Below are 20,924 nucleotides of genomic sequence, written 5' to 3'. Positions count from 1 at the left end.
AGGTTATGAAAAGATACAGATTCATTTATACGATTTGCGTGTTACTTGTTTTTATTAATATATCATGCAGTGATTTTTTGGATGTAGAAGATACGAATCCGTCTTACACAAACGAGGGATTTTATACAAATGAGAACGCAATCAGAGAAGGGGCAACTGGTGTATATTCGAACTTATATATGCAGGTTGTAGGAGAACTCGCCCATACGACAATCTTTGATTTTTATACAGGGCTAGCTCTGGAAAGAAATGAGAATACGACGATTGGTGCGGGAGGTGGTTTAAATGCGGATAACAGCGATATACTTAAATTCTGGTCCCAACTTTATACGAACGTAGCGAGAGCAAACGCATTTTTAACAGGAGTGAGGCCGAATATGGATGATCTTAGTAAGAAGTCTTTACAGTATGTATCGGAGGTCCGTGTGTTAAGAGCGTATTATTATTATCTGTTAATCGCTTTATGGGGGGATGTGCCTTTTTATACAGAACCTCCCACTTCCGATCAGTATGAGGTGGAAAAAACATCAAGGGTTAAAATATTGGATTTTATTATAAACGAATGTAATGAAGCTACCGAATATCTAGATTGGATCGCAATGGATAGAGGACGTGTTGATAAATCATTTGCGTATGGTCTTATCAATCGTATGGCTTTATTAGGGGGGAGTTTAGATTTCGGAGGAAAAAGTACTGAATATTTTAAAATAGCCGCTGAAGCAGCCTCAAAAGTGATCGGGAAACGTTTGCTGGCATTGAACTACGAGGATTTGTTTGTCGTGGAAGGACAGGCGAAAGCAGATGTCCGAAACGAGATGATTTTGGAGATGATCTATAATGTTGATGGTACGAATGTTCACAGGAATTGGACTGGATTTGGTTTTGTCTCTCGTATGCAAGGACAAACGTCTCGACATCCGAGTATGCTGTTGGCAGATACTTATGAATGTATAGATGGGAAACGTATTGATGAATCTCCACTATATGATGTACATCACCCACAAAAGAACAGGGACCCTCGTTTCAAGGCTACTTTATGGATGCATGGAGATACAGCTACTTGTAATAATGGTTCTTTGAATACCGTTATTATCAATGCCTATGATGACGAGACACAACAATATAATTATACGACTGGTGAATGGGAGGTTAGAAATAATGATGATATAAATAGCGCTGCAGCTTGGGCTAGTTTTACCAATGCCGGGTGTGGTTATATTATAGCTAAATATAGTAAAGAAACATCTCAAAATATTAGCTATACAAGTCAAAATGTACCAATCATGCGGTATGCGGAAATCTTACTTGGTTATGCGGAAGCGAAGATTGAACTAGGGGAGTTGGATCAGAGCGTTTATGACGCTATCAATCAAGTACGAAATCGTGTAGGGATGCCCAATGTATCGGCTGATAGAATCGGAAATATAGAGAAAATGCGTCAATTAGTAAGAAGAGAGCGTAAGGTAGAATTCGCTATTGAAGGATTGCATCTGATCGATATGAGAAGATGGGGAATTGGGGATTTAGAAAATGAGAAACCGATGTATGGTCGTCCTATCGAGGAAATTCGTTATAAAGGTTTGTCTGAGACCGATATTCCTTATTTTAAGAAATCGGATCGTCATGATTTAAATGATATTCCTGATTATGAGTCTTATAAAGAGAAATTGAAAGTAAGGGACGCAAATCGTTATTGGGATGCTAAATTTGAGTTATGGCCTATTCCTCAACAAGAATTGGATCGTAATCCTAAATTAGTTCAAAATAAAGGGTATTAAAATATGAAACGACGAGATTTTTTGACTTATAGTTTATTGACAGGAGGAAGCTCGCTTTTGCTTCCTCTTGTGACAGCTTGCCAAAAAGGGAATAAGATTTCCTCTTCCATGCCGATTGAAGGAGGAGCGAAAGTAGAGGAAATGAAAGCTGATATTGTGGTTGTTGGAGGAGGAATGGGCGGTTGTGCAACTGCGTTAGCCGCTTGTAGAAATGGTATGAATGTAATTCTTACGGAAGAAACGGATTGGATTGGTGGACAGGTTTCTCAGCAAGGTGTACCGCCAGACGAACATAAATGGATTGAGTCTGGTGGAGCTACCGCATCTTATCGAATGTATAGAAATAAAATACGTGATTTTTATCGGTATCATTATCATTTAACAGAGGCGGCTCGTAATAATCCATATCTAAATCCGGGTAATGGTGGTGTATCTAAAATATGCCATGAACCGATGGTTTCTGTGGAGGTCTTGATGGAAATGCTAATGCCTTATGTTAGTGCGGGAAAATTACAAATTTTGTTAAATCATAAGGCTCAAAGTTCCGATGTGCAGGGAGATGAAGTGTTAGCTGTTACTGTACGAGATAGACAAAATGGAGAACTTGTTACCTTGACCGCTCCTTATTTTGTGGATGCGACAGAGTGTGGTGATTTACTACCACTGACGAAGACTGAATATGTAACAGGTTCGGAGTCGCAAGAAGATACAAAAGAGCTGCATGCTGCTAAGCAGTCAAATCCTTTGAATAATCAGGCTTTTACTGTTTGTTTTGCGATGGAATACATACCGGGAGAAGATTGGACGATCGATAAGCCAGATAATTATACGTTTTGGGCTAACTATATACCAAATTTAACTCCTGCATGGCCAGGTAAATTGTTGAGTATGACCTATCCGACACCATCTACATTAAAACCTAATCATGCTGTCTGTATTCCTGATGGAACACCAACGGATGCTTTTAACTTTTGGATGTATCGTAGAATTATAGATCAGCATAATTTTCTTCCAGATACTTACCAAGGGAGCACGACTCTTGTTAATTGGCCTCAGAATGATTATATGTTAGGGAATATTATAGATGTGCCCGAGAATGAATTTCAGAAGCATGTGGATGCCGCAAAAGCTTTGAATCTTTCATTGTTATATTGGTTACAGACTGAAGCCCCACGACCAGATGGTGGTGTTGGTTGGAAGGGATTAAGGCTCCGTAAAAATTTGCTTGGTACGAAAGATGGAATGGCTAAATATCCTTATATAAGGGAGTCACGCCGCATTAAAGCGGAATTTAGAATTTTAGAGGAGCATGTGGGCGAAGAGAATAGGAAGTTGATATCAGGAGAAACAACTGCTGCTGCATTTTATGATAGTGTTGGTATTGGTTATTATCATATAGATTTGCATCCTTCTTGTGGAGGAGACAATTATATAGATTTCAACTCTCTTCGTTTTCAAATACCGTTAGGTGCTTTATTACCACAGCGGGTAAATAATTTGTTCCCTGCATGTAAAAATATAGGGACGACTCACATAACAAATGGGTGTTATCGTACCCATCCAGTAGAGTGGGGAATAGGAGAAGCTGTAGGTTTATTAATTACCTATGCCAGTAAAAAGCAAATATCCGCTCGTATTATTCGCAGCGATAAGAATATGCTAACGGATTTCCAGCAATGGATTCAAAAAGAAGGAGTCGAGATTGCATGGAAAAAAGAACTTGTGTAAATATTGTGTGTTGGTAAAAATTAGGATTGGAGAACCGTATTAATGGAATCAAGAAATGAATTCTTGTTTTGTTGATACGGTTCTTTTCTTTTTATGTCAAGAAAATGTTTTTACCTTTAGACGGGCAAAAAGAATCCCGAATGAGTGGGTATGGATTTTTTTGCTAAAACATGTTAATAGAAAGTTTTTTCTTTTTAATAATATGTATTTGTTTGTCAGTTACGAAATAATCACTACCTTTGCACCGAAAAATTTTTTATTAATCAATATTAAACAGCGTTTTATGAACAATTACGAAACCGTTTTCATTTTGACTCCCGTTTTGTCTGACGCTCAGATGAAGGAAGCGGTAGAGAAATTCACGAACCTTCTGAAAGCTCAAGGAGCTGAGATCGTGAATGAAGAGAACTGGGGCTTGCGCAAGTTAGCTTATCCTATCGACAAGAAGACAACAGGCTTCTACCAGTTGGTTGAATTCAAGGCAGATCCTAGTGTTATCGCTACGTTGGAGTTGAACTTCCGTCGTGACGAGCGTGTGATCCGCTTCTTGACTTTCCGTCAAGACAAGTATGCCGCAGAATATGCAGCTAAGAGAAGAAATCTGAAATCATCTAAAGAAACAGTAAAGGAGAATAATTAATTATGGCAGCAACTCAATCAGAAATCAGATATTTAACTCCGCCTTCAGTAGACGTTAAGAAGAAAAAATATTGCCGTTTCAAAAAGAACGGTATCAAGTATATCGATTATAAGGATCCTGAATTCTTGAAGAAATTCTTGAACGAGCAAGGTAAGATCCTTCCGCGTCGTATCACTGGTACTTCCTTGAAGTTCCAACGTCGTGTGGCTCAGGCTGTAAAGCGTGCTCGTCACTTGGCTTTGCTTCCTTACGTGACCGATTTGATGAAATAATTAATTAAGAGGAGACAGAATATGCAAGTTATTTTGAAAGAAGATGTAGTGAATTTAGGCTACAAAGACGATATCGTAACAGTAAAAGACGGTTACGGACGTAACTTTCTAATCCCCACGGGTAAGGCAGTGATCGCTTCAGAGTCTGCTAAGAAAGTATTGGCTGAGAACTTGAAGCAACGTGCCCATAAATTGGCTAAGATCAAGGAAGACGCTCAGACTTTGGCCGCTAAGTTAGAGGGTGTAGCTTTGACGATTGGTGCTAAGACTAGCTCTACAGGTACGATCTTCGGTTCTGTAACGAATATCCAAGTTGCTGAGGCTTTGGCTAAGGCTGGTTTCGAGAATATCGATCGTAAGATTATCTATATCAAGGAGTCTGTTAAGGAAGTAGGTAGCTATAAGGCTGTTTTGAAACTTCACAAAGAGGTTTCCGTTGAGGTTCCTTTCGAGGTTGTTTCTGAATAATAGATACTTTAATATATCATGAAAGAGGGTAGTTTCGAAACTGCCCTCTTTTTTTGTTTTAATTATAAAAAAAGATATCTGTCAATCAGCAAAAAAGCGCTACATTTGTCTCCAAATTTGCAATAATTTTAGAAAGTGAGCAAAAAGTCTTTTCTATATATTAACTTGCTATTTGCGTTGTTTTTTTTCTTGCCCGGACTTCAGGCGAGAGAGAAGACTTTTACGGTCGTGATCGATGCTGGGCATGGCGGTAAGGACCCGGGAGCTAGAGGGGCGAATGTTAATGAGAAGGAGATAAATCTCGCTGTCGCCTTAAAATTGGGTCGATTGATAGAGAATAACGCGGAGGATGTGCGTGTGATCTATACTCGTAAGACGGATCGTTTTATCGAGTTGGACGAACGTGCGAATATAGCGAACCGCAATAAGGCGGATCTTTTCGTGTCTATCCATACGAATGCCGTAAAGCGTGGAAGTACCGTGCAAGGTACGGAGACGTATACGCTGGGTTTGGCCCGTAGCGAAGAGAACTTAGAGGTGGCTATGAGTGAGAACTCAGCGATCTTGTTGGAGGATAATTATCAACAACGGTATGAGGGATTTGACCCGAACTCTTCGGAGTCCTATATCATTTTCGAGTTTATGCAGAATAAGCATATGGAGCAAAGTATTAGTCTGGCTTCCGAGATACAGAAATCGTTCGGGGCTTGTAAGCGGGTGGACCGTGGCGTAAGACAGGCTGGTTTTTTGGTGCTTCGTAAAACGAGCATGCCCAGTGTTCTGGTCGAGTTGGGGTATATCTCGAATCGTCAAGAAGAGCAGTTCATGAGAACCGCCGCCGGACAAAATAAATTGGCGGAAGCGTTGTACGATGCTTTTTGCAAATATAAGAAGAATTACGATCGTCGTAAAGGAAATATTTCCGGAGCTGTCGTTGCTCCCGTAGCGAATGAGAAAACTCCGCCTCCGGGGAGCGAGGCTGATATCTTAAATAAAAAACAGCAAGCCACAAGACAGAAAACCTCAGTTTCTTCTACCACTTCCGTGAACAGGAACACGAAAGGAAAGGTTATATATAAGATACAATTCTTGACTTCCAATAAGAAGCTTCCTGCGAACTCCCGGTTATTTAAGGGGTACAAGAACGTGGATTTCTATGTGGAGAAAGGTATCTATAAATACACGTATGGCGAGACTTCGGATTTTAACTCGATCCGGAAGATGCGCCGAACGATCGCAAAAGATTTTAAAGATGCTTTCATCATCGCTTTTAAGGATGGGAAGAAGGTGAAATATTAATGATTTAGGAATAAATTATACATTATAAATAAAGGAAATGAAAAGTGTATTCACTAAAGAGGCGAAGATCGGACTTGTGACGATCGTAAGTCTGGCGTTATTGTATTTAGGCATTAATTATCTGAAGGGTATTAACCTGTTTCAACCGGTGAACCATTACTACGTATCATTCAGCAACGTAAAGGGGGTGACGATTTCCAGCCCTGTATTTGTGGATGGTTTTAAGGTGGGATTGGTTCGTGATATTATTTATGACTATGATACGACCGGTAAGATCATCGTTGAGGTTAGTTTGGAAGATAAGATGAGGCTGAATAAGGGAAGTTATATAGCGGTTGTCAATACTTTCTTAAGCGGAGCTGAGTTGCATATCCATTTGAACACTTACGTGGATGACTTTTTGAAGCCGGGTTCTACGCTTGAGGGACGAATGGAAGAGGATATGATGCAATCCGTACAGGAGAAGATCTTGCCAAGCGTTGAGAACCTTTTGCCGAAGATTGACACGATCTTGGGTAGCTTGCAAACCTTGATCGCTCATCCGGCCTTGGCTCAATCCTTGAATCATATCGAAAAAACGACTAGCAACCTAGAGGTGTCTACCCGTCAGTTGAATCAGATGTTGAGTAAGGATGTACCGGGTATCGTGAATAACTTGAAGACGATGACGGATAATTTCTCGGAGGTGAGCGCCAACTTGAAAGAATTGGATTTGGCTACAACGGTCAATTCCATCAATGCGACCTTGGCGAACTTGAAGTTGACTACGGATAAATTGAATTCGACGGATAATAGCATCGGCTTGTTGTTAAACGACAAAGGATTGTATGATAATCTGAACAGCACGATGGACAACGCCTCTAAGCTATTGCTTGATTTGCGGGAGAATCCGAAGAGATACGTGCATTTCTCTGTTTTTTGATTATGTTAAAAAATCATAGCATAAAAGACGTTATTTAGAATCATTCTAATTAGACAAAAAGTTAGGAGACTCCTGCTGATTATACGCATAAGGCCTTTAGGTAAAGTGAGATAGATACTTCCTGAGGCCTTATTCCGTCACCGGACGTCAGCGTTTACGCTTTTGTAGAGGTCTCTAAAATAAAGGGTTTTTGAACATTGGTCGATCTAAATAGCAGTAAATCAGATAGGTATTAGTAACTGTCTGAATCTAAAAGGGATATTGAAAATTCATATTTACCAAACAAAATAGCACTTTTTTTTTCGGAATTAATTTCTAAACTTTGTAGTCCGAATGTAAAAAGTATTAGTGGGAGAGAAAGAAAACATGCAGACTGATTATCAAACATTGTGGAATAAGTGCCTTGCGGTCATAAAGGATATTGTGCCTAAGGCAGCTTTTGACACATGGTTCGTACCTATCGTTCCGTTATCATACGAAGACAAGAAGTTTACCATACAGGTGCCTAGTCAATTCTTCTATGAGTATCTGGAAGAGAAGTATGTTAATGTTTTGAAAGTTACATTGTATCGTGTAATCGGTCAAGGAACCATTCTTAACTACCGTATCATGGTGGATAAGACAACTGGTGGTACGGTTGATTATCCGGCGGAGAATGCTTCCACCGCTGTAAAGAAAGTCACTCCCAAGGACGCTAACAAGGCTCCGAATCCATTTATGACGACTGCTCCGCAGGATTTGGACCCTCAGTTGAACCCGAAGTATAATTTTGATAATTATTTCGAGGGTACGAGCAATAAGCTGGTTCGTACGGCGGGTGAGGCTGTTGCCCAGAATCCGGGAAAGACTACGTTTAACCCGTTGTTTATTTTTGGTCCGTCAGGAGTGGGGAAAACTCACTTATGCCATGCGATCGGAACCCGTATCCGGGAGTTGCATCCGGAAAAGAAAGTGTTATATGTATCTTCGCATTTGTTCCGGGTACAGTTTACAGATGCTATCCGTAAGAATACGACTAATGACTTCTTGAATTTCTATCAAAATATCGATGTGCTGCTGTTGGATGATATACAGGAGTTGATCGGTATGGATAAGACTCAAAATACATTCTTCCATATTTTCAACCACCTGCACCAGTTAGGTAAGCAGCTTATCTTGACTTCTGATAAACCTCCTGTGGATTTGCAAGGGATGGAAGAGCGCTTGATCACCCGTTTAAAATGGGGATTGACGGCTGAGTTGAGCCGTCCGGATCTGGATCTACGTAAAAAGATACTGAAGAATAAGATCAACCATGACGGAATCATGATTCCGGATGAGGTCTTTAACTTTATCGCTAATAATGTGACGGAGAATGTCCGTGACTTGGAAGGTATTCTCGTCTCTTTAATGGCTAATGCGGTTATCAATAATCGTGAGATCGATCTGCCGTTGACGAAACGTGTGGTTAGCCAAGCGGTTCGGTTGGAGAAGAAACAGATCTCCGTACAGATGATTCAGGAGATCGTTTGCAAGTATTTCAACTTGGAGCAATCGGTTATCCAGACTAATTCCCGTAAACGTGAGATCGTGCAAGCCCGTCAGATCACGATGTATTTGGCGAAGAAATATACGGACTCCTCTTTTTCCCATATTGGAAAGATTGTAGGAAAGAAAGACCATGCGACGGTCTTGCATGCTTGTAAGACGATCAAAGACCAGATTGAGACTAGTAAGTCTTTCCGGTCTTCCGTAGAGGAAATCGAGGTCTTGCTCAAGAACTAAATTAAGAATCCCTATATAGTAGGATAAGGACGTCTCTCTAAAGAGGCGTCCTTCTTTGTTTTGGAAGATCCGTATAAGTGTTAAGTTTTCTTTTTGGAAAACTATTTGATGCTTAGTTTTGTTTAAGTAGTTGAAAATGTGGAGTTGCAAGTTTTGTTTTGGAAAACTTTTCAATAAGTATTCTTTTTAACGTAGGGTAATTTGGATAACTGGTAAAGTATGCGTAAACTTGCAGTCGCAAAATAAATATAATAATTGTGGATCGTAAAACTTACACTTTTGACGAAGCGTTTAAGGCTTCATTGGATTACTTTACCGGTGACGAGCTCGCCGCTAAAGTATGGGTAAATAAATATGCCTTGAAGGATGCGTTTGGAAATATCTATGAGGAATCTCCGAATGATATGCATCATCGCTTGGCAAGTGAGATTGCCCGTGTGGAAAAAAAGTATCCGAATCCGTTGTCGGAACAAGAACTTTTCGACCTGTTTGATCATTTCCGCTACATCGTTCCGCAAGGAAGTCCGATGACGGGAATTGGCAATGATTATCAAATTGCCTCACTCTCTAATTGTTTTGTTATCGGATTGGACGGGCAAGCGGATTCGTATGGTGCGATTATTCGTATTGACGAAGAACAGGTACAATTAATGAAGCGCCGTGGTGGTGTAGGCCATGATCTTTCGCATATTCGCCCGAAAGGTTCTCCGGTTAAGAATTCTGCGTTGACTTCTACCGGGTTGGTTCCGTTTATGGAACGTTATTCGAATTCCACCCGTGAGGTGGCCCAAGATGGCCGTCGTGGAGCTTTGATGCTGAGCGTTTCTATTAAACATCCGGACTCGGAGGCGTTTATCGACGCTAAGATGACGGAAGGTAAGGTTACAGGTGCAAATGTATCTGTGAAGATTGATGATGATTTCATGAATGCCGCGGTTAATGGCGGTACCTATAAGCAACAATATCCAATTGATTCGGATTCTCCCGTTTATGTGAAGGATATCGATGCTTCTGGCTTATGGAAAAAAATTATTCATAACGCTTGGAAATCCGCTGAACCGGGTGTGCTATTCTGGGACACGATCTTACGTGAGTCTGTACCAGACTGCTATGCGGATCTGGGGTTCCGTACGGTTTCCACGAATCCTTGTGGCGAGATACCTCTTTGTCCGTATGATAGTTGCCGTTTGTTAGCGATCAATTTATATTCATATGTGGTAAATCCGTTCACTCCGGACGCTTATTTCGATTATGATTTGTTCAAGAAGCATGTAGGTTTGGCCCAGCGGATTATGGATGATATTATTGATTTGGAGTCGGAGAAGATCGAGATGATCTTGGCTAAGATCGACTCGGATCCGGAATCCATGGAGGTAAGACAAACAGAGCGTCATTTGTGGGAAAAGATCCAACGAAAGACTTTGCAAGGACGCCGTACAGGTGTGGGCATTACGGCGGAAGGCGATATGATTGCCGCTTTAGGTTTGCGTTATGGAACAGAAGAAGCAACCGATTGTGCGGAACTTATACAAAAGACATTAGCTTTGGCCGCTTATCGTTCATCCGTAATGTTGGCGAAAGAACGTGGTGCCTTTGAGATATTCGATGCGAAGCGTGAGGAAAAAAATCCGTTCATCAACCGTTTGCGTGAGGCTGATCCTGCTTTATATGAGGATATGTTGAAATACGGCCGTCGTAATATCGCTTGCTTAACAATCGCTCCGACAGGAACGACTAGCTTGATGACACAAACCACTTCCGGTATAGAGCCGGTATTCTTGCCGGTATATAAGCGCCGCCGCAAAGTAAACCCGAACGATTCCGAGGCTCGTGTGGATTTCGTGGATGAGACAGGCGACGCTTTCGAGGAGTATATCGTATTCCATCATAAGTTTGTAACGTGGATGCAAGCGAATGGTTATTCGGCAAGTAAGAAATATACACAAGAAGAAGTGGAGGAGCTAGTTGCTAAGTCTCCTTATTATAAAGCGACTTCCAATGATGTCGATTGGTTACAAAAAGTCCGTATGCAAGGACGCATTCAGAAATGGGTGGACCATTCTATCAGCGTAACGATCAATTTGCCGAACGATGTAAGTGAGGAGTTGGTAGATTCTTTGTATGTTGAGGCATGGAGATGCGGATGTAAAGGATGTACTGTTTATCGAGATGGTTCTCGTTCCGGTGTCTTGATTGCGACAGATAAAAAGAAGAAAAAAGAGGATTGCAACTGCATGCAACCACCGGTTATCGTATCTACCCGTCCTCGTGAATTGGATGCGGATGTGGTAAAATTCCAGAATAACCGTGAGAAATGGATCGCTTTCGTCGGCTTGTTAAATGGCCGTCCGTATGAGATCTTTACCGGTTTGGCCGATGATGACGAGGGTATCATGTTACCTAAAAACGTTTCTAAAGGTACGATCATCAAGAGCTATGATGAGGATGGTAATAAGCATTACGACTTCCAGTTCAAGAATAAACGCGGTTATAAAATGACAATCGAAGGCTTGGATGGCAAGTTTAATCCGGAATATTGGAACTATGCTAAATTGATTTCCGGTGTGCTCCGTTACGGAATGCCTATCGATCAGGTTATAAAACTGGTACAGGGTATGGAGTTGAATAGCGAGTCTATCAATACTTGGAAGAATGGCGTGGAACGGGCCTTGAAGAAATATTTACCGAACGGCATGGAAGCGAAAGGGCAGAAATGTCCGAACTGTGGGTTGGAGACCTTGATTTATCAAGAAGGTTGTTTGATCTGCACGAATTGCGGAGCCTCTAAATGCGGTTAAATAATTGACTAAATCTATATACCATGAAAGTCACTTTTAATATAAACTTCCATACCGTTTGGGGACAGAAGTTATGTGTAGTGGGCTCCATACCGGAATTAGGCTCTTGGGAACCTGCTTTGGCTAAGGAGATGAATTACTCTGGGGATGGAAACTGGAAACTGGAACTGGATCTTCCACCCGATATAAAAGATATAGAATATAGATATTTCTTAAGTGTTAATGATAAGCAGATCTTTGAGGAGTGGGAGAAGAATCACCGGATTGTATTGGATGGACAATCTGATTCTTACATCCTTTATGATTATTGGCAAATCCGTCCGGATAATCTAGCCTTTTATTCTTCGGCTTTCACCAAAAGTTTATTCGCTCATCCCTGCAATACACATGAGAGGGTCGTTAGAAGTGGAAGAAAATTGGTGATAAAGATATCCGCTCCCCGGGTGGAAAAGAATCAGTGTGTAGCCATTACTGGAAATCAAGAATGCTTAGGTAACTGGCATCCGGACAAGGCTTTATTGCTGAGTTGCGATACTTTCCCGGAATGGCATATTGATTTAGACGCTGCGGAGATACGGTATCCTTTAGAATATAAATTTTTGGTTTGGGATAATGATTCCCGTCAACCTTTGTATTGGGAGAGTGATGAGAATCGTATTCTAAGTCTTGTTCCCCAGAAACAGGGTGAGACCGTTGTTATATCTGGTCTTTACTTCCGGGATAGCTTACCGTTATGGCGTTGTGCCGGCTCGGTTATCCCCGTCTTTTCCTTGCGCTCGGAAAAGAGCTTTGGAGTAGGTGATTTGGGAGATTTACACATGTTGGTGGATTGGGCTAGAAAGACGCACCAACGTATCATTCAAGTATTACCTATGAATGATACGACAATGACCCATACTTGGGTGGATTCCTATCCGTATAGCGCTATTTCTATTTATGCCCTTCATCCCATGTATGTGGATTTATCGGCTTTGGGGACCTTGAAAGATCCGGAGAGAGCAGCTTTTTATGCAGGGAAGCAAAAAGAATTAAACGCAAAAGATACGGTTGATTACGAGGAAGTACTGAAATATAAATTGGGTTATTGTCAAGAATATTTCGCAGGGGAGGGTAAGGCCGTATTAGATACGCCGGAGTTTAAAGAGTTCTTGGCGCAAAATGAGTCATGGTTGATGCCTTACGCTACTTATTGTTTCTTGCGGGAAAGTTATGGGACATCGGATTTCTCTCAATGGCAAGGTAATTCTACTTACAATAAGACACGTGTTCGCGCCCTATGCCGGGAAGATAGTGACGCATGGCCGGAGATCTCGTTCTCTTATTTCTTGCAATATGTATTGCACAACCAGTTCAAGTCGGTATCGGATTATGCCCGTAAGAATGGAGTTGTATTGAAAGGTGATTTACCCATTGGCGTGAGCCGCACTAGTGTAGAGGCTTGGACGGAACCGAAATATTTTAATATGAATGGTCAAGCGGGTGCTCCCCCCGATGACTTTTCCATGAACGGTCAGAACTGGCTGTTCCCGACTTATAACTGGGATGCGATGGAGAAAGATAATTTCTCTTGGTGGAAAAAACGCTTCGCTAAGTTAAGTGATTATTTCGATTGTTTCCGTATAGATCACATCTTGGGATTTTTCCGAATATGGGAGGTTCCTTGTGAATATGTGCAAGGGCTTTGTGGTCATTTCAATCCAGCGTTGCCGTTCTCGAGAGAAGAGATCGAGCAGTATGGATTGAATTTTAACGAATCTCGTTTCACGACCCCACATATCAATCGACAATTTTTATCGGAATTGTTTGAGGAAAATACAGAAGAGGTGATAGGTGCTTATTTGGCACAATCCTCCTCCCGGCATTATGTGTTAAAACCGTTCTGTGATACGCAAAGGAAGATTGAGGCGTTGTTTGCGGATAAGGCGGATCCAGTTTCCCTACGGATCAAGAATGGCCTGTTTACGATTGCGAATGAGGTATTATTTCTTCGTGACCCAAGAGAGACCGATAAGTTCCATCCCCGGATCTCGGCGAATCAATCCTATATCTATCGGGAATTGAGTGGTTCCGACCGTTATGCGTTCGATCAGTTATACTGGCATTTCTTCTATCATCGCCATAATGATTTTTGGAAGGCGCAAGCGTTTAAGCGTTTGACACCGTTGGTCGCGTCCACGGAGATGTTGGTTTGTGGAGAGGATCTAGGTATGATCCCCGCCTCTGTTCCCGAGGTTATGAATAAGTTGCAAATACTAAGCCTTGAGATTGAGCGTATGCCGAAGAGTCCGCAGCGGGAATTTTCCGATATGTTTAATTTGCCTTATCATTCCGTTTGTACGACTTCTACACATGATATGACTCCTCTTCGTAATTGGTGGAAAGAAGATCCGGAGAAGACACAGCGTTATTACAACCATGTATTGCAACGGATCGGTGAGGCCCCGGATGAATGTACGGCTGAAATCGTTGCCCAGATTATTTCTAATCATTTGAAGACTCGTTCCATGCTGACGATTATTCCGTTGCAGGATTGGTTTGCTATGGATGATTCTATCAAGCGAAAGGATATAGAATCCGAGCGTATTAACGTTCCTGCGAATTCAACGCATTATTGGCGCTACCGGATGCATATTACGTTGGAACAGCTTTTGCAGGCTGATAACCTGAATAATAAGATAGTCTCGTTGATAAAAGAGGCTGGACGAAAATAAGAAAGACTAAGGGCCGTATCGAAAAGTGCGGCCCTCAGTCTATTTGTCCGCTTTCTTTTTCTCGGAACACATCGAGCAGGCTCCGTTGAACCGTGCGTTTGGTTCGATCTCTAGGGATTGGGTATATATATCTCCCTTGATAATTGCTGTTGATTTTAGAATAAGCTTTGCGCTTACTTTTACGGAGCCATCTACCTCACCGAGAATCTCAGCATTCTCGGATACGATATTGCCTGTTACGCTACCTTTGGGGCCGATAACGATCTTGCCGTTGCAACTGATGTCCCCTTCTACTTTTCCATCCAAGCGAAAGTCTGTCTCTGTGATAATATTACCCTTTATCGTTGTCCCCGCAGCCAAGGCGTTGTGTAATCCGCCTGCGGAATTTTCATCTTTTTGTTTTATTCCCATCATAATGTGTTGTTACTTGGTTGACAAATATAAGACTATTTTTTTGCAGGAAGGTTTACTTTCTATACATTTACAGATAAATTAAAAGATTATGACAACAAAGATTGAATTACGAAGGATGACATTCTATGCCTATCATGGCGTGGCACCCCAAGAGACCCGGGTTGGGAATACTTTTATCGTAGATTTGATACTGACAGCGCCGTTGGAGAATGCGGTATGGAGCGACGATTTAAGCGATACGATCAATTACGCCACAGTATATGAAACCGTGAAAGCAGAAATGGCTATCCCCTCGAGACTTCTTGAGCACGCGGCGGGGCGTATCTTGAAGGCTTTGAAAGAGAGATTTCCACAGATCACGGAGGTGGAACTTGTCTTGTCTAAATTAAATCCTCCGTTTGGCGGAGATATTCATAGTGCTTCGATAATTCTTAAAGAAAGCTTTCTTTCTGTTTAGAAACTTTTATTTACCTTCGCGTTTGTAAAGAAGTGATGCGATATACGATATACTAAAAGCACAAATACGATAACATTATGGCATTTACCAACAACGTAATGATTGTTCGTCACGGATTGCTGGCGAAGTTAGTAAAGCTCTGGAAAGAAAACCGTCTTCTAGAAGAAATAGATCGCTTACCGATCGAGTTGAGTCCCCGAAAATCGAAAGTGAGGGGCCGTTGCTGTGTACATAAGGAACGTGCCGTCTGGAAATACAAGACCTTGCCTTTGCTTGGTTTTGATATGCAGGACGAGGAAGATGAGTTGACACCGCTTTCAGAGTATGCGAAGCGTGCCTTGTTCCGCTCGGAGAATAAGAAGGAAAATATCATGTGTGTAGTGGATGAGGCGTGTTCCTCTTGTGTCTCCGTGAATTATGAGATCACGAATCTTTGCCGGGGTTGCGTGGCTCGTAGTTGTTATATGAACTGCCCGAAGGACGCTATCCGATTCAAGAAAAACGGTCAGGCCGAGATTGATCATGAAACTTGTATCAGCTGTGGTAAATGCCACCAAAGCTGTCCGTACCATGCCATCGTTTATATCCCGATCCCTTGCGAGGAAGTTTGTCCGGTTAAGGCGATCAGCAAGGACGAGTATGGGGTGGAGCATATCGACGAGTCTAAATGTATATATTGCGGTAAATGTGTGAATGCTTGTCCGTTCGGTGCTATCTTCGAGATCTCGCAAGTATTCGATATCTTGCAACGCTTGCGGAATAAGGAACAGATGGTAGCGATTGTCGCTCCGTCTATCTTAGCTCAGTTTAGCGCTCCGAAGGAAAAAGTGTATGGCGCTATCAAGTCCTTGGGATTCGAGGAAGTGGTTGAGGTGGCGCAAGGCGCTATGGAAACCACCCGTCATGAGGCGGAAGAATTGATCGAGAAATTGAAAGAAGGACAACCGTTCATGACCACTAGTTGCTGTCCGTCTTACGTGCAATTGGCCGAGAAACATATCCCGGATTTAAAGAAATACATCTCTTCTACTGGATCTCCGATGTATTATACGGCCCGTATCGTGAAGGAAAAATATCCGGATGCGAAGATCGTGTTTGTTGGCCCGTGCGTGGCGAAACGAAAAGAGGTGAAACTAGATCCGTGCGTGGATTTTACACTTACGTTTGAGGAAGTAGGTTCCGTATTGGAGGGATTGGGTATCAAGATCGAGGAGGCCCAGCCTTTCTCTGTATTATTTAACGCTGTCCGTGAGGCGCATGGCTTCGCCCAAAGTGGTGGTGTGATCAACGCCGTTAAGGTTTATTTGAAGGACGAGAACGTAAATGCCGTGCAGGTAGCCAACCTGACAAAGAAAAATGTGGCATTATTACGTGCTTATGCTAAAACCGGAAAGGCTCCCGCGCAGTTTATAGAAGTGATGGCTTGCGAGGGCGGTTGTGTGACCGGTCCTTGTACGCACGCCGATAAGACTGCCGGACAAAAGCAGCTTATTAAGGAGCTTACTAAATTCTAGACAAAATGATTAAAAAATTGGTTTTATTTGTCTCCTTGACGGGAGTTTTTCTATGTACCGCTTCTTGCGGACATAAAGAATTACCGTCAATGGGAGATTATTCCGTACAGGTATTTAATGATACCCACGTACGTTTCGCTCCGGATGTATATCCCGCCGCTTTTAACGCTCCGGGACCGGACAGTACCTATCATTTGGTGAATGGCCGTATTATCTTGAAGAAGGTAACATTGCCGGAATATAAGCGAAACGTTTCCGTCAAACTCCGGGTTACGGTAGCTTCGAATGGAGATCGCTGGGATAAATCCGGCTCTTGTTTTGTATTGCCAAATGCCTCGGGCATTAATTTGTTGAATATCGCTAAAGGGGAGAAGGAGTTTCCTGCGGTGGATAGCGTGAAACTGGAGAAGATGATCGGTATCATCCCCGGGACGGATTATCAACCTACCGTGGAATTGATGCGTTTCATGACTCCGTTCGGAGTAGGGCATTACAGTAGTCCCGAGGATAGCTTGACGAAACATCGTAAACCTGTGTATGTCGACCATTGGGAGGATAGCGTAAGCTGGGAGCAAGACATAACCGATTTGTATCCTCTTCTGGAAGGTGGCGCTTATGTTGGGATCTTTATCGATACATGGACACCGGAAGGATACGTCGCTAGCATGACGATCGATGTGGACGAGTCCGATCTGACTTGCGACGCTTTGCCGAAGAAACATGTAGAGCCGTTGATGAATACGGTTTATTATATCGGGCAGGAATATCCGGATATATTCGCCCGGAAGGACGTGTCATTGGATTTTGATATTCCTCAAGGCGCACGTGATGTCCGTCTGAAATATATCGTTACGGGACATGGCGGTCATTCCGGTGGTGATGAGTTCGTGGAGAAACAGAATATTGTATCTGTTGATGGAGTTCCTGTCTTGGATTTTGTTCCTTGGCGTACGGACTGCGCTTCTTTCCGTCGTTTTAATCCGGCTACCGGGGTTTGGTTGAGAAAGCGTCTGGCTGCCTATATCACCGAGAAGGGTTATTCGGAGAAAGAAGTAGAGGAACCCTTGGCGTCTTCGGATCTTTCCCGCTCTAATTGGTGTCCCGGATCGGACGTGATACCGGAAGAGGTGGAGCTGAAGGATATCCAACCCGGCCATCATACGCTGACGGTGAGTATTCCGGAAGCGGCAGAAGTGGATGGGAATAAGCTGAATCATTGGTTGGTCTCAGCCTATTTGGTCTGGGATGAGTAAATAATGTGATAATATGTTATGTACCAATGTGCCAATCATGCTCTCTTCAACTAATTGGCATATTGGCACATTAGCCAATTAAAAAATTATTGATATGGAAGACTTGTTACCTTTCGCCCTATTATGTTTCACTTCGTTTTTTACGTTGACCAATCCACTCGGTACGATGCCGGTTTTCTTGACCATGACCAATGGTATGAATGACCATGAGCGGAAAGCGATTGTCCGAAGGGCCACGATCGTGTCGTTCATCACCTTGATGGTTTTTACTTTCTCCGGTCAGTTCCTGTTTAAGTTCTTTGGTATCTCCTCGAACGGCTTTCGCATAGCTGGCGGCTTTATTATCTTCAAGATTGGGTTTGATATGCTTCAAGCACGCTACTCGAACGCGAAGTTGAAAGAGGAAGAGGTGAAAACCTATGCGGATGATATATCCATTACTCCTCTGGCAATCCCGATGTTGTGCGGTCCGGGAGCGATCGCCAACGCAATCATGCTTATGGATGACGCCTCGACACTCAGCTTAAAGGGTACGTTGATTGGTATTATCGCATTGGTTTATTTTATCACGTTCTTGATCTTACAAGCTTCTACCCGTTTGGTACGGATATTGGGAGAGACTGGAAATAACGTGATGATGCGTTTGATGGGATTGATACTGATGGTGATCGCCGTGGAATGTTTCGTAAGCGGATTGAAGCCTATCTTGATCGATATCTTGCGTGAGGCGATGGGCTAACAAATTACCAGACCAGCTTCTTTCTGCGATGGGCGCTAAATATTGGAATAACCTTTTTTATCCTCATCGCAATCGGAGATATTTGCTTTCCAGATAAGTAGCTCTGCTTGGAACGGGAGATACGATATGATATCATGGGTGTGTGTTGTTCCGTTTGAGATCGTGATCTTCTTGGATTTAGCATACAGGTTCATATCCTTCATTTTTTGCTGTCCTTCAGGTGTCGTATCATGAACTTCTTGTGTGAAATGAAGTCTGTTTATTTTTAACATGGCTAGGTGATCGATTAATTCTTTGAGATTATCCTTCGAGATGAGAGTGAAAGGTGTGTGTATTGCCACGGTCCGATTGCTGTATCGGGGGCCATCTAGTATGGTCATTCCCGGTACGTTCCATTGAATATCTCTACCTGAGTTGGGCTGTTTATTGCTGGAGGAAGCAGAAAACGTAAGGTTTGCGTTGCGTAAAAGAAACCTTTTTGTCCGGATGCTTTTATTAGAATACAAGAGGGGGCTATATTCAGTTTATAATGTTCGGCCGCTAGTTCTCTGTCTGTGCGGAATATGATATTGGCTCGTTTGTCTTGTATTTTTATTTCCGGGGTGAATCCGGCGGAAAGCGTGAACAGATCGGTCAACTCCCGAGCGATCATAGCCTGTTTTTCATTTTCTACACTGATGAGGGTTGCCTTGTTGAATGTGAAATCACCTTTGTCTGATACACTTTGCAAGGGGAAAGGAATGATCTCCGGTTTTTCGTCCGGAAGGAAACATTTTACAAGTATCATAACCAAAATAATAAAATATATACCCGTTGTACGTAACATAAGAATAATTTTTAATGATATGCTTTTTTGTTTAATTTTTCACTTGCTGCAAATCTATGCTTTAAGGATATTTTCTTGAGTCCAAAATCGTCCGTGAAAATTCAAAAAACGTTTTTTATACTCTGCAAGCCTTATATTTCGGACGATTTAGTGTTTTTGCCGAACAATGGGTGATATACAACTATGCGAGTATTTTGGAAGTTTTTACAATTATATCTATTGCTGTTTTTAGTGTGTTTAACAGAGTCTCTTTATGCAGCTCCTAGGTATTATTTTAAACAAATCTCTTTGGAAAACGGATTATCGCAGTCTTCCGTAAAATGTGTGCTGGTAGATGAAAGAGGGGTTATGTGGATTGGTACCCGATTTGGGTTGAATCGTTTCGATAGGGAAAAGATTACCGTTTATCAGGAGGAGAGGGAGAATCCGCATTCTCTTCCTTATAATGATATAGTTTTTTTGGAGGAAGATGCGGAGGGAAATATTTGGGTAGGAACCTGTTGCGGATTGGCATATTTCGATCGTGGTACTTTCCGGAACCTGCTTTTGAGTCTTTTTCCGGTAATATTTATATTTCTGGAGTGGAAGGGCTGGTTAGGATACGGCCCGGCTATGACATTCATGAGGAAGAGGATTTTTCTGTGAGCATGATTAATTTGGCTTTAGATGGGTTACCGATTCATCCTGATGGTATATCCGGGGAACAGGCTATTTCCATTCCGTGGGATTATGTTTCCCTTGGGAGGGGTATAAATCAGGGGCGGATATCTATTTGGCGAAGCCGTTTGATATAGATTCCTTGTTGGTGATTCTGCGGAATATATTAAGACAACGAGACCTACTTCGTGTGCGTTATCGTGAGTCCGGTTGTCTATTCTCTCCAAAAGAGGATGCGACAAGCAATGCGGACGAACAATTCATGTGTAAATTGAATACGTTGCTTCGGGAGAACTTGAGTAATCCGGATTTGAATGTGCCTTTTATCGCCTCTGCGATGGCGATGAGTAGAACGACGCTTTATAGCAAGTTCAGTCATTTGTCGGATGTCTCGGTTGGTGATTATGTGATTCGGTTTCGTATGGTCGAGGCTTCTCGGTTGCTTTCATCTCATAAGGATATGAGTATTCAGGAAGTAGCGGACCGTGTCGGTTTTTCCAGCGCTCGTTATTTTAGTACGGCTTTTAAACAAAGCTATGGGGTCACTCCAACCGAATATCGTCGAAATAATTAAGTGTTAGTTGCAGACTATTCTTTTCATAAATTCAATCTTTTTAGCAGAATCTGATAGATATCTCCTATAAACAACTTTTTGGGTGAGTCATATGTTTTAAATAGCTCCTG

At 42.2% G+C, this 20,924-nt stretch carries 19 protein-coding genes; 16 read left to right on the top strand and 3 right to left on the bottom strand.

Annotated elements, in window-relative coordinates; all coding sequences use genetic code 11:
• Nucleotides 1-5: 5 nt before the first annotated feature.
• The 10 genes from QVP94_RS04875 (at nucleotide 6) to QVP94_RS04830 (ending at nucleotide 14,380) form a co-directional block, all read left to right on the top strand.
• On the top strand, nucleotides 6-1,778 hold the full coding sequence (locus QVP94_RS04875) for a RagB/SusD family nutrient uptake outer membrane protein (RefSeq protein ID WP_005855070.1): 1,773 nt from the start codon (nucleotides 6-8) through the stop codon (nucleotides 1,776-1,778).
• A gap of 3 nt (nucleotides 1,779-1,781) precedes the next feature.
• Nucleotides 1,782-3,506: an FAD-dependent oxidoreductase gene (locus tag QVP94_RS04870; RefSeq protein ID WP_005855072.1), complete on the top strand. Its 1,725-nt coding sequence runs from the start codon at nucleotides 1,782-1,784 to the stop codon at nucleotides 3,504-3,506.
• 283 nt (nucleotides 3,507-3,789) lie between these two features.
• On the top strand, nucleotides 3,790-4,146 hold the full coding sequence (gene rpsF / locus QVP94_RS04865; protein ID WP_005865478.1) for a 30S ribosomal protein S6: 357 nt from the start codon (nucleotides 3,790-3,792) through the stop codon (nucleotides 4,144-4,146).
• Between the two features lie 2 nt (nucleotides 4,147-4,148).
• The gene (rpsR, locus tag QVP94_RS04860) at nucleotides 4,149-4,418 is read left to right on the top strand and encodes a 30S ribosomal protein S18 (RefSeq protein WP_005637107.1); all 270 of its coding nucleotides are present in this window, start codon (nucleotides 4,149-4,151) and stop codon (nucleotides 4,416-4,418) included.
• Between the two features lie 21 nt (nucleotides 4,419-4,439).
• Complete coding sequence (gene rplI / locus QVP94_RS04855; protein WP_005855078.1) at nucleotides 4,440-4,886, top strand: 50S ribosomal protein L9; 447 nt, start codon at nucleotides 4,440-4,442, stop codon at nucleotides 4,884-4,886.
• A 135-nt stretch (nucleotides 4,887-5,021) separates the two neighbouring features.
• Nucleotides 5,022-6,185, top strand: a complete 1,164-nt coding sequence (locus tag QVP94_RS04850) for an N-acetylmuramoyl-L-alanine amidase family protein (RefSeq protein WP_005855080.1) — start codon at nucleotides 5,022-5,024, stop codon at nucleotides 6,183-6,185.
• A 37-nt stretch (nucleotides 6,186-6,222) separates the two neighbouring features.
• Nucleotides 6,223-7,107: an MlaD family protein gene (locus tag QVP94_RS04845; RefSeq protein WP_005855082.1), complete on the top strand. Its 885-nt coding sequence runs from the start codon at nucleotides 6,223-6,225 to the stop codon at nucleotides 7,105-7,107.
• 366 nt (nucleotides 7,108-7,473) lie between these two features.
• Entirely contained in the window at nucleotides 7,474-8,871 is a 1,398-nt protein-coding gene (gene dnaA / locus QVP94_RS04840; RefSeq protein WP_008774487.1) for a chromosomal replication initiator protein DnaA, read from the top strand.
• 257 nt (nucleotides 8,872-9,128) lie between these two features.
• The gene (locus QVP94_RS04835) at nucleotides 9,129-11,669 is read left to right on the top strand and encodes an adenosylcobalamin-dependent ribonucleoside-diphosphate reductase (protein ID WP_005855085.1); all 2,541 of its coding nucleotides are present in this window, start codon (nucleotides 9,129-9,131) and stop codon (nucleotides 11,667-11,669) included.
• 23 nt (nucleotides 11,670-11,692) lie between these two features.
• Nucleotides 11,693-14,380 (top strand): 4-alpha-glucanotransferase, encoded by a 2,688-nt coding sequence (locus QVP94_RS04830; protein WP_009276785.1) that lies wholly within the window; start codon nucleotides 11,693-11,695, stop codon nucleotides 14,378-14,380.
• Nucleotides 14,381-14,419: 39 nt separating this feature from the next.
• Here the strand turns inward: QVP94_RS04830 and QVP94_RS04825 are convergent, their stop codons facing one another.
• The gene (locus tag QVP94_RS04825; protein WP_005855088.1) at nucleotides 14,420-14,791 is read right to left on the bottom strand and encodes a bactofilin family protein; all 372 of its coding nucleotides are present in this window, start codon (nucleotides 14,789-14,791) and stop codon (nucleotides 14,420-14,422) included.
• Between the two features lie 91 nt (nucleotides 14,792-14,882).
• Here QVP94_RS04825 and folB point away from each other — a divergent pair, with 91 nt between their 5' ends.
• The 4 genes from folB (at nucleotide 14,883) to QVP94_RS04805 (ending at nucleotide 18,757) form a co-directional block, all read left to right on the top strand.
• Nucleotides 14,883-15,251 carry a dihydroneopterin aldolase gene (gene folB, locus QVP94_RS04820; protein WP_005855090.1) on the top strand — a complete coding sequence of 123 codons (369 nt, stop codon included), beginning with the start codon at nucleotides 14,883-14,885 and terminating at the stop codon, nucleotides 15,249-15,251.
• A 77-nt stretch (nucleotides 15,252-15,328) separates the two neighbouring features.
• A complete protein-coding gene (locus QVP94_RS04815; protein ID WP_005855092.1) occupies nucleotides 15,329-16,765 on the top strand; it encodes a monomeric [FeFe] hydrogenase in 1,437 nt (478 codons plus the stop codon).
• A gap of 5 nt (nucleotides 16,766-16,770) precedes the next feature.
• Nucleotides 16,771-18,018, top strand: coding sequence for a PNGase F N-terminal domain-containing protein (locus QVP94_RS04810; protein WP_022192095.1), 1,248 nt, complete (start codon nucleotides 16,771-16,773; stop codon nucleotides 18,016-18,018).
• 94 nt (nucleotides 18,019-18,112) lie between these two features.
• Nucleotides 18,113-18,757, top strand: coding sequence for a MarC family protein (locus QVP94_RS04805; protein ID WP_005855096.1), 645 nt, complete (start codon nucleotides 18,113-18,115; stop codon nucleotides 18,755-18,757).
• Nucleotides 18,758-18,792: 35 nt separating this feature from the next.
• On the opposite strand, the gene QVP94_RS04800 is transcribed toward QVP94_RS04805, so the two are convergent.
• Complete coding sequence (locus tag QVP94_RS04800) at nucleotides 18,793-19,029, bottom strand: hypothetical protein (protein WP_022192094.1); 237 nt, start codon at nucleotides 19,027-19,029, stop codon at nucleotides 18,793-18,795.
• 104 nt (nucleotides 19,030-19,133) lie between these two features.
• Nucleotides 19,134-19,544, bottom strand: a complete 411-nt coding sequence (locus QVP94_RS04795) for a glycoside hydrolase family 20 zincin-like fold domain-containing protein (RefSeq protein WP_224202054.1) — start codon at nucleotides 19,542-19,544, stop codon at nucleotides 19,134-19,136.
• Nucleotides 19,545-19,871: 327 nt separating this feature from the next.
• Between QVP94_RS04795 and QVP94_RS04790 the strand changes: the two genes are divergently transcribed.
• Nucleotides 19,872-20,228: a two-component regulator propeller domain-containing protein gene (locus QVP94_RS04790; protein WP_224202055.1), complete on the top strand. Its 357-nt coding sequence runs from the start codon at nucleotides 19,872-19,874 to the stop codon at nucleotides 20,226-20,228.
• Between the two features lie 76 nt (nucleotides 20,229-20,304).
• A complete protein-coding gene (locus QVP94_RS04785) occupies nucleotides 20,305-20,814 on the top strand; it encodes a helix-turn-helix domain-containing protein (protein ID WP_005855105.1) in 510 nt (169 codons plus the stop codon).
• The last annotated feature ends 110 nt before the right edge of the window (nucleotides 20,815-20,924 follow it).

The organism is Parabacteroides sp. CAG:2 (assembly GCF_000436315.1).
Taxonomy (GTDB): Bacteria; Bacteroidota; Bacteroidia; order Bacteroidales; family Tannerellaceae; genus Parabacteroides; species Parabacteroides distasonis.
The sequence above is the reverse complement of the archived record's forward strand: the minus strand, read 5'-3'. Positions and strand labels throughout refer to the sequence as shown.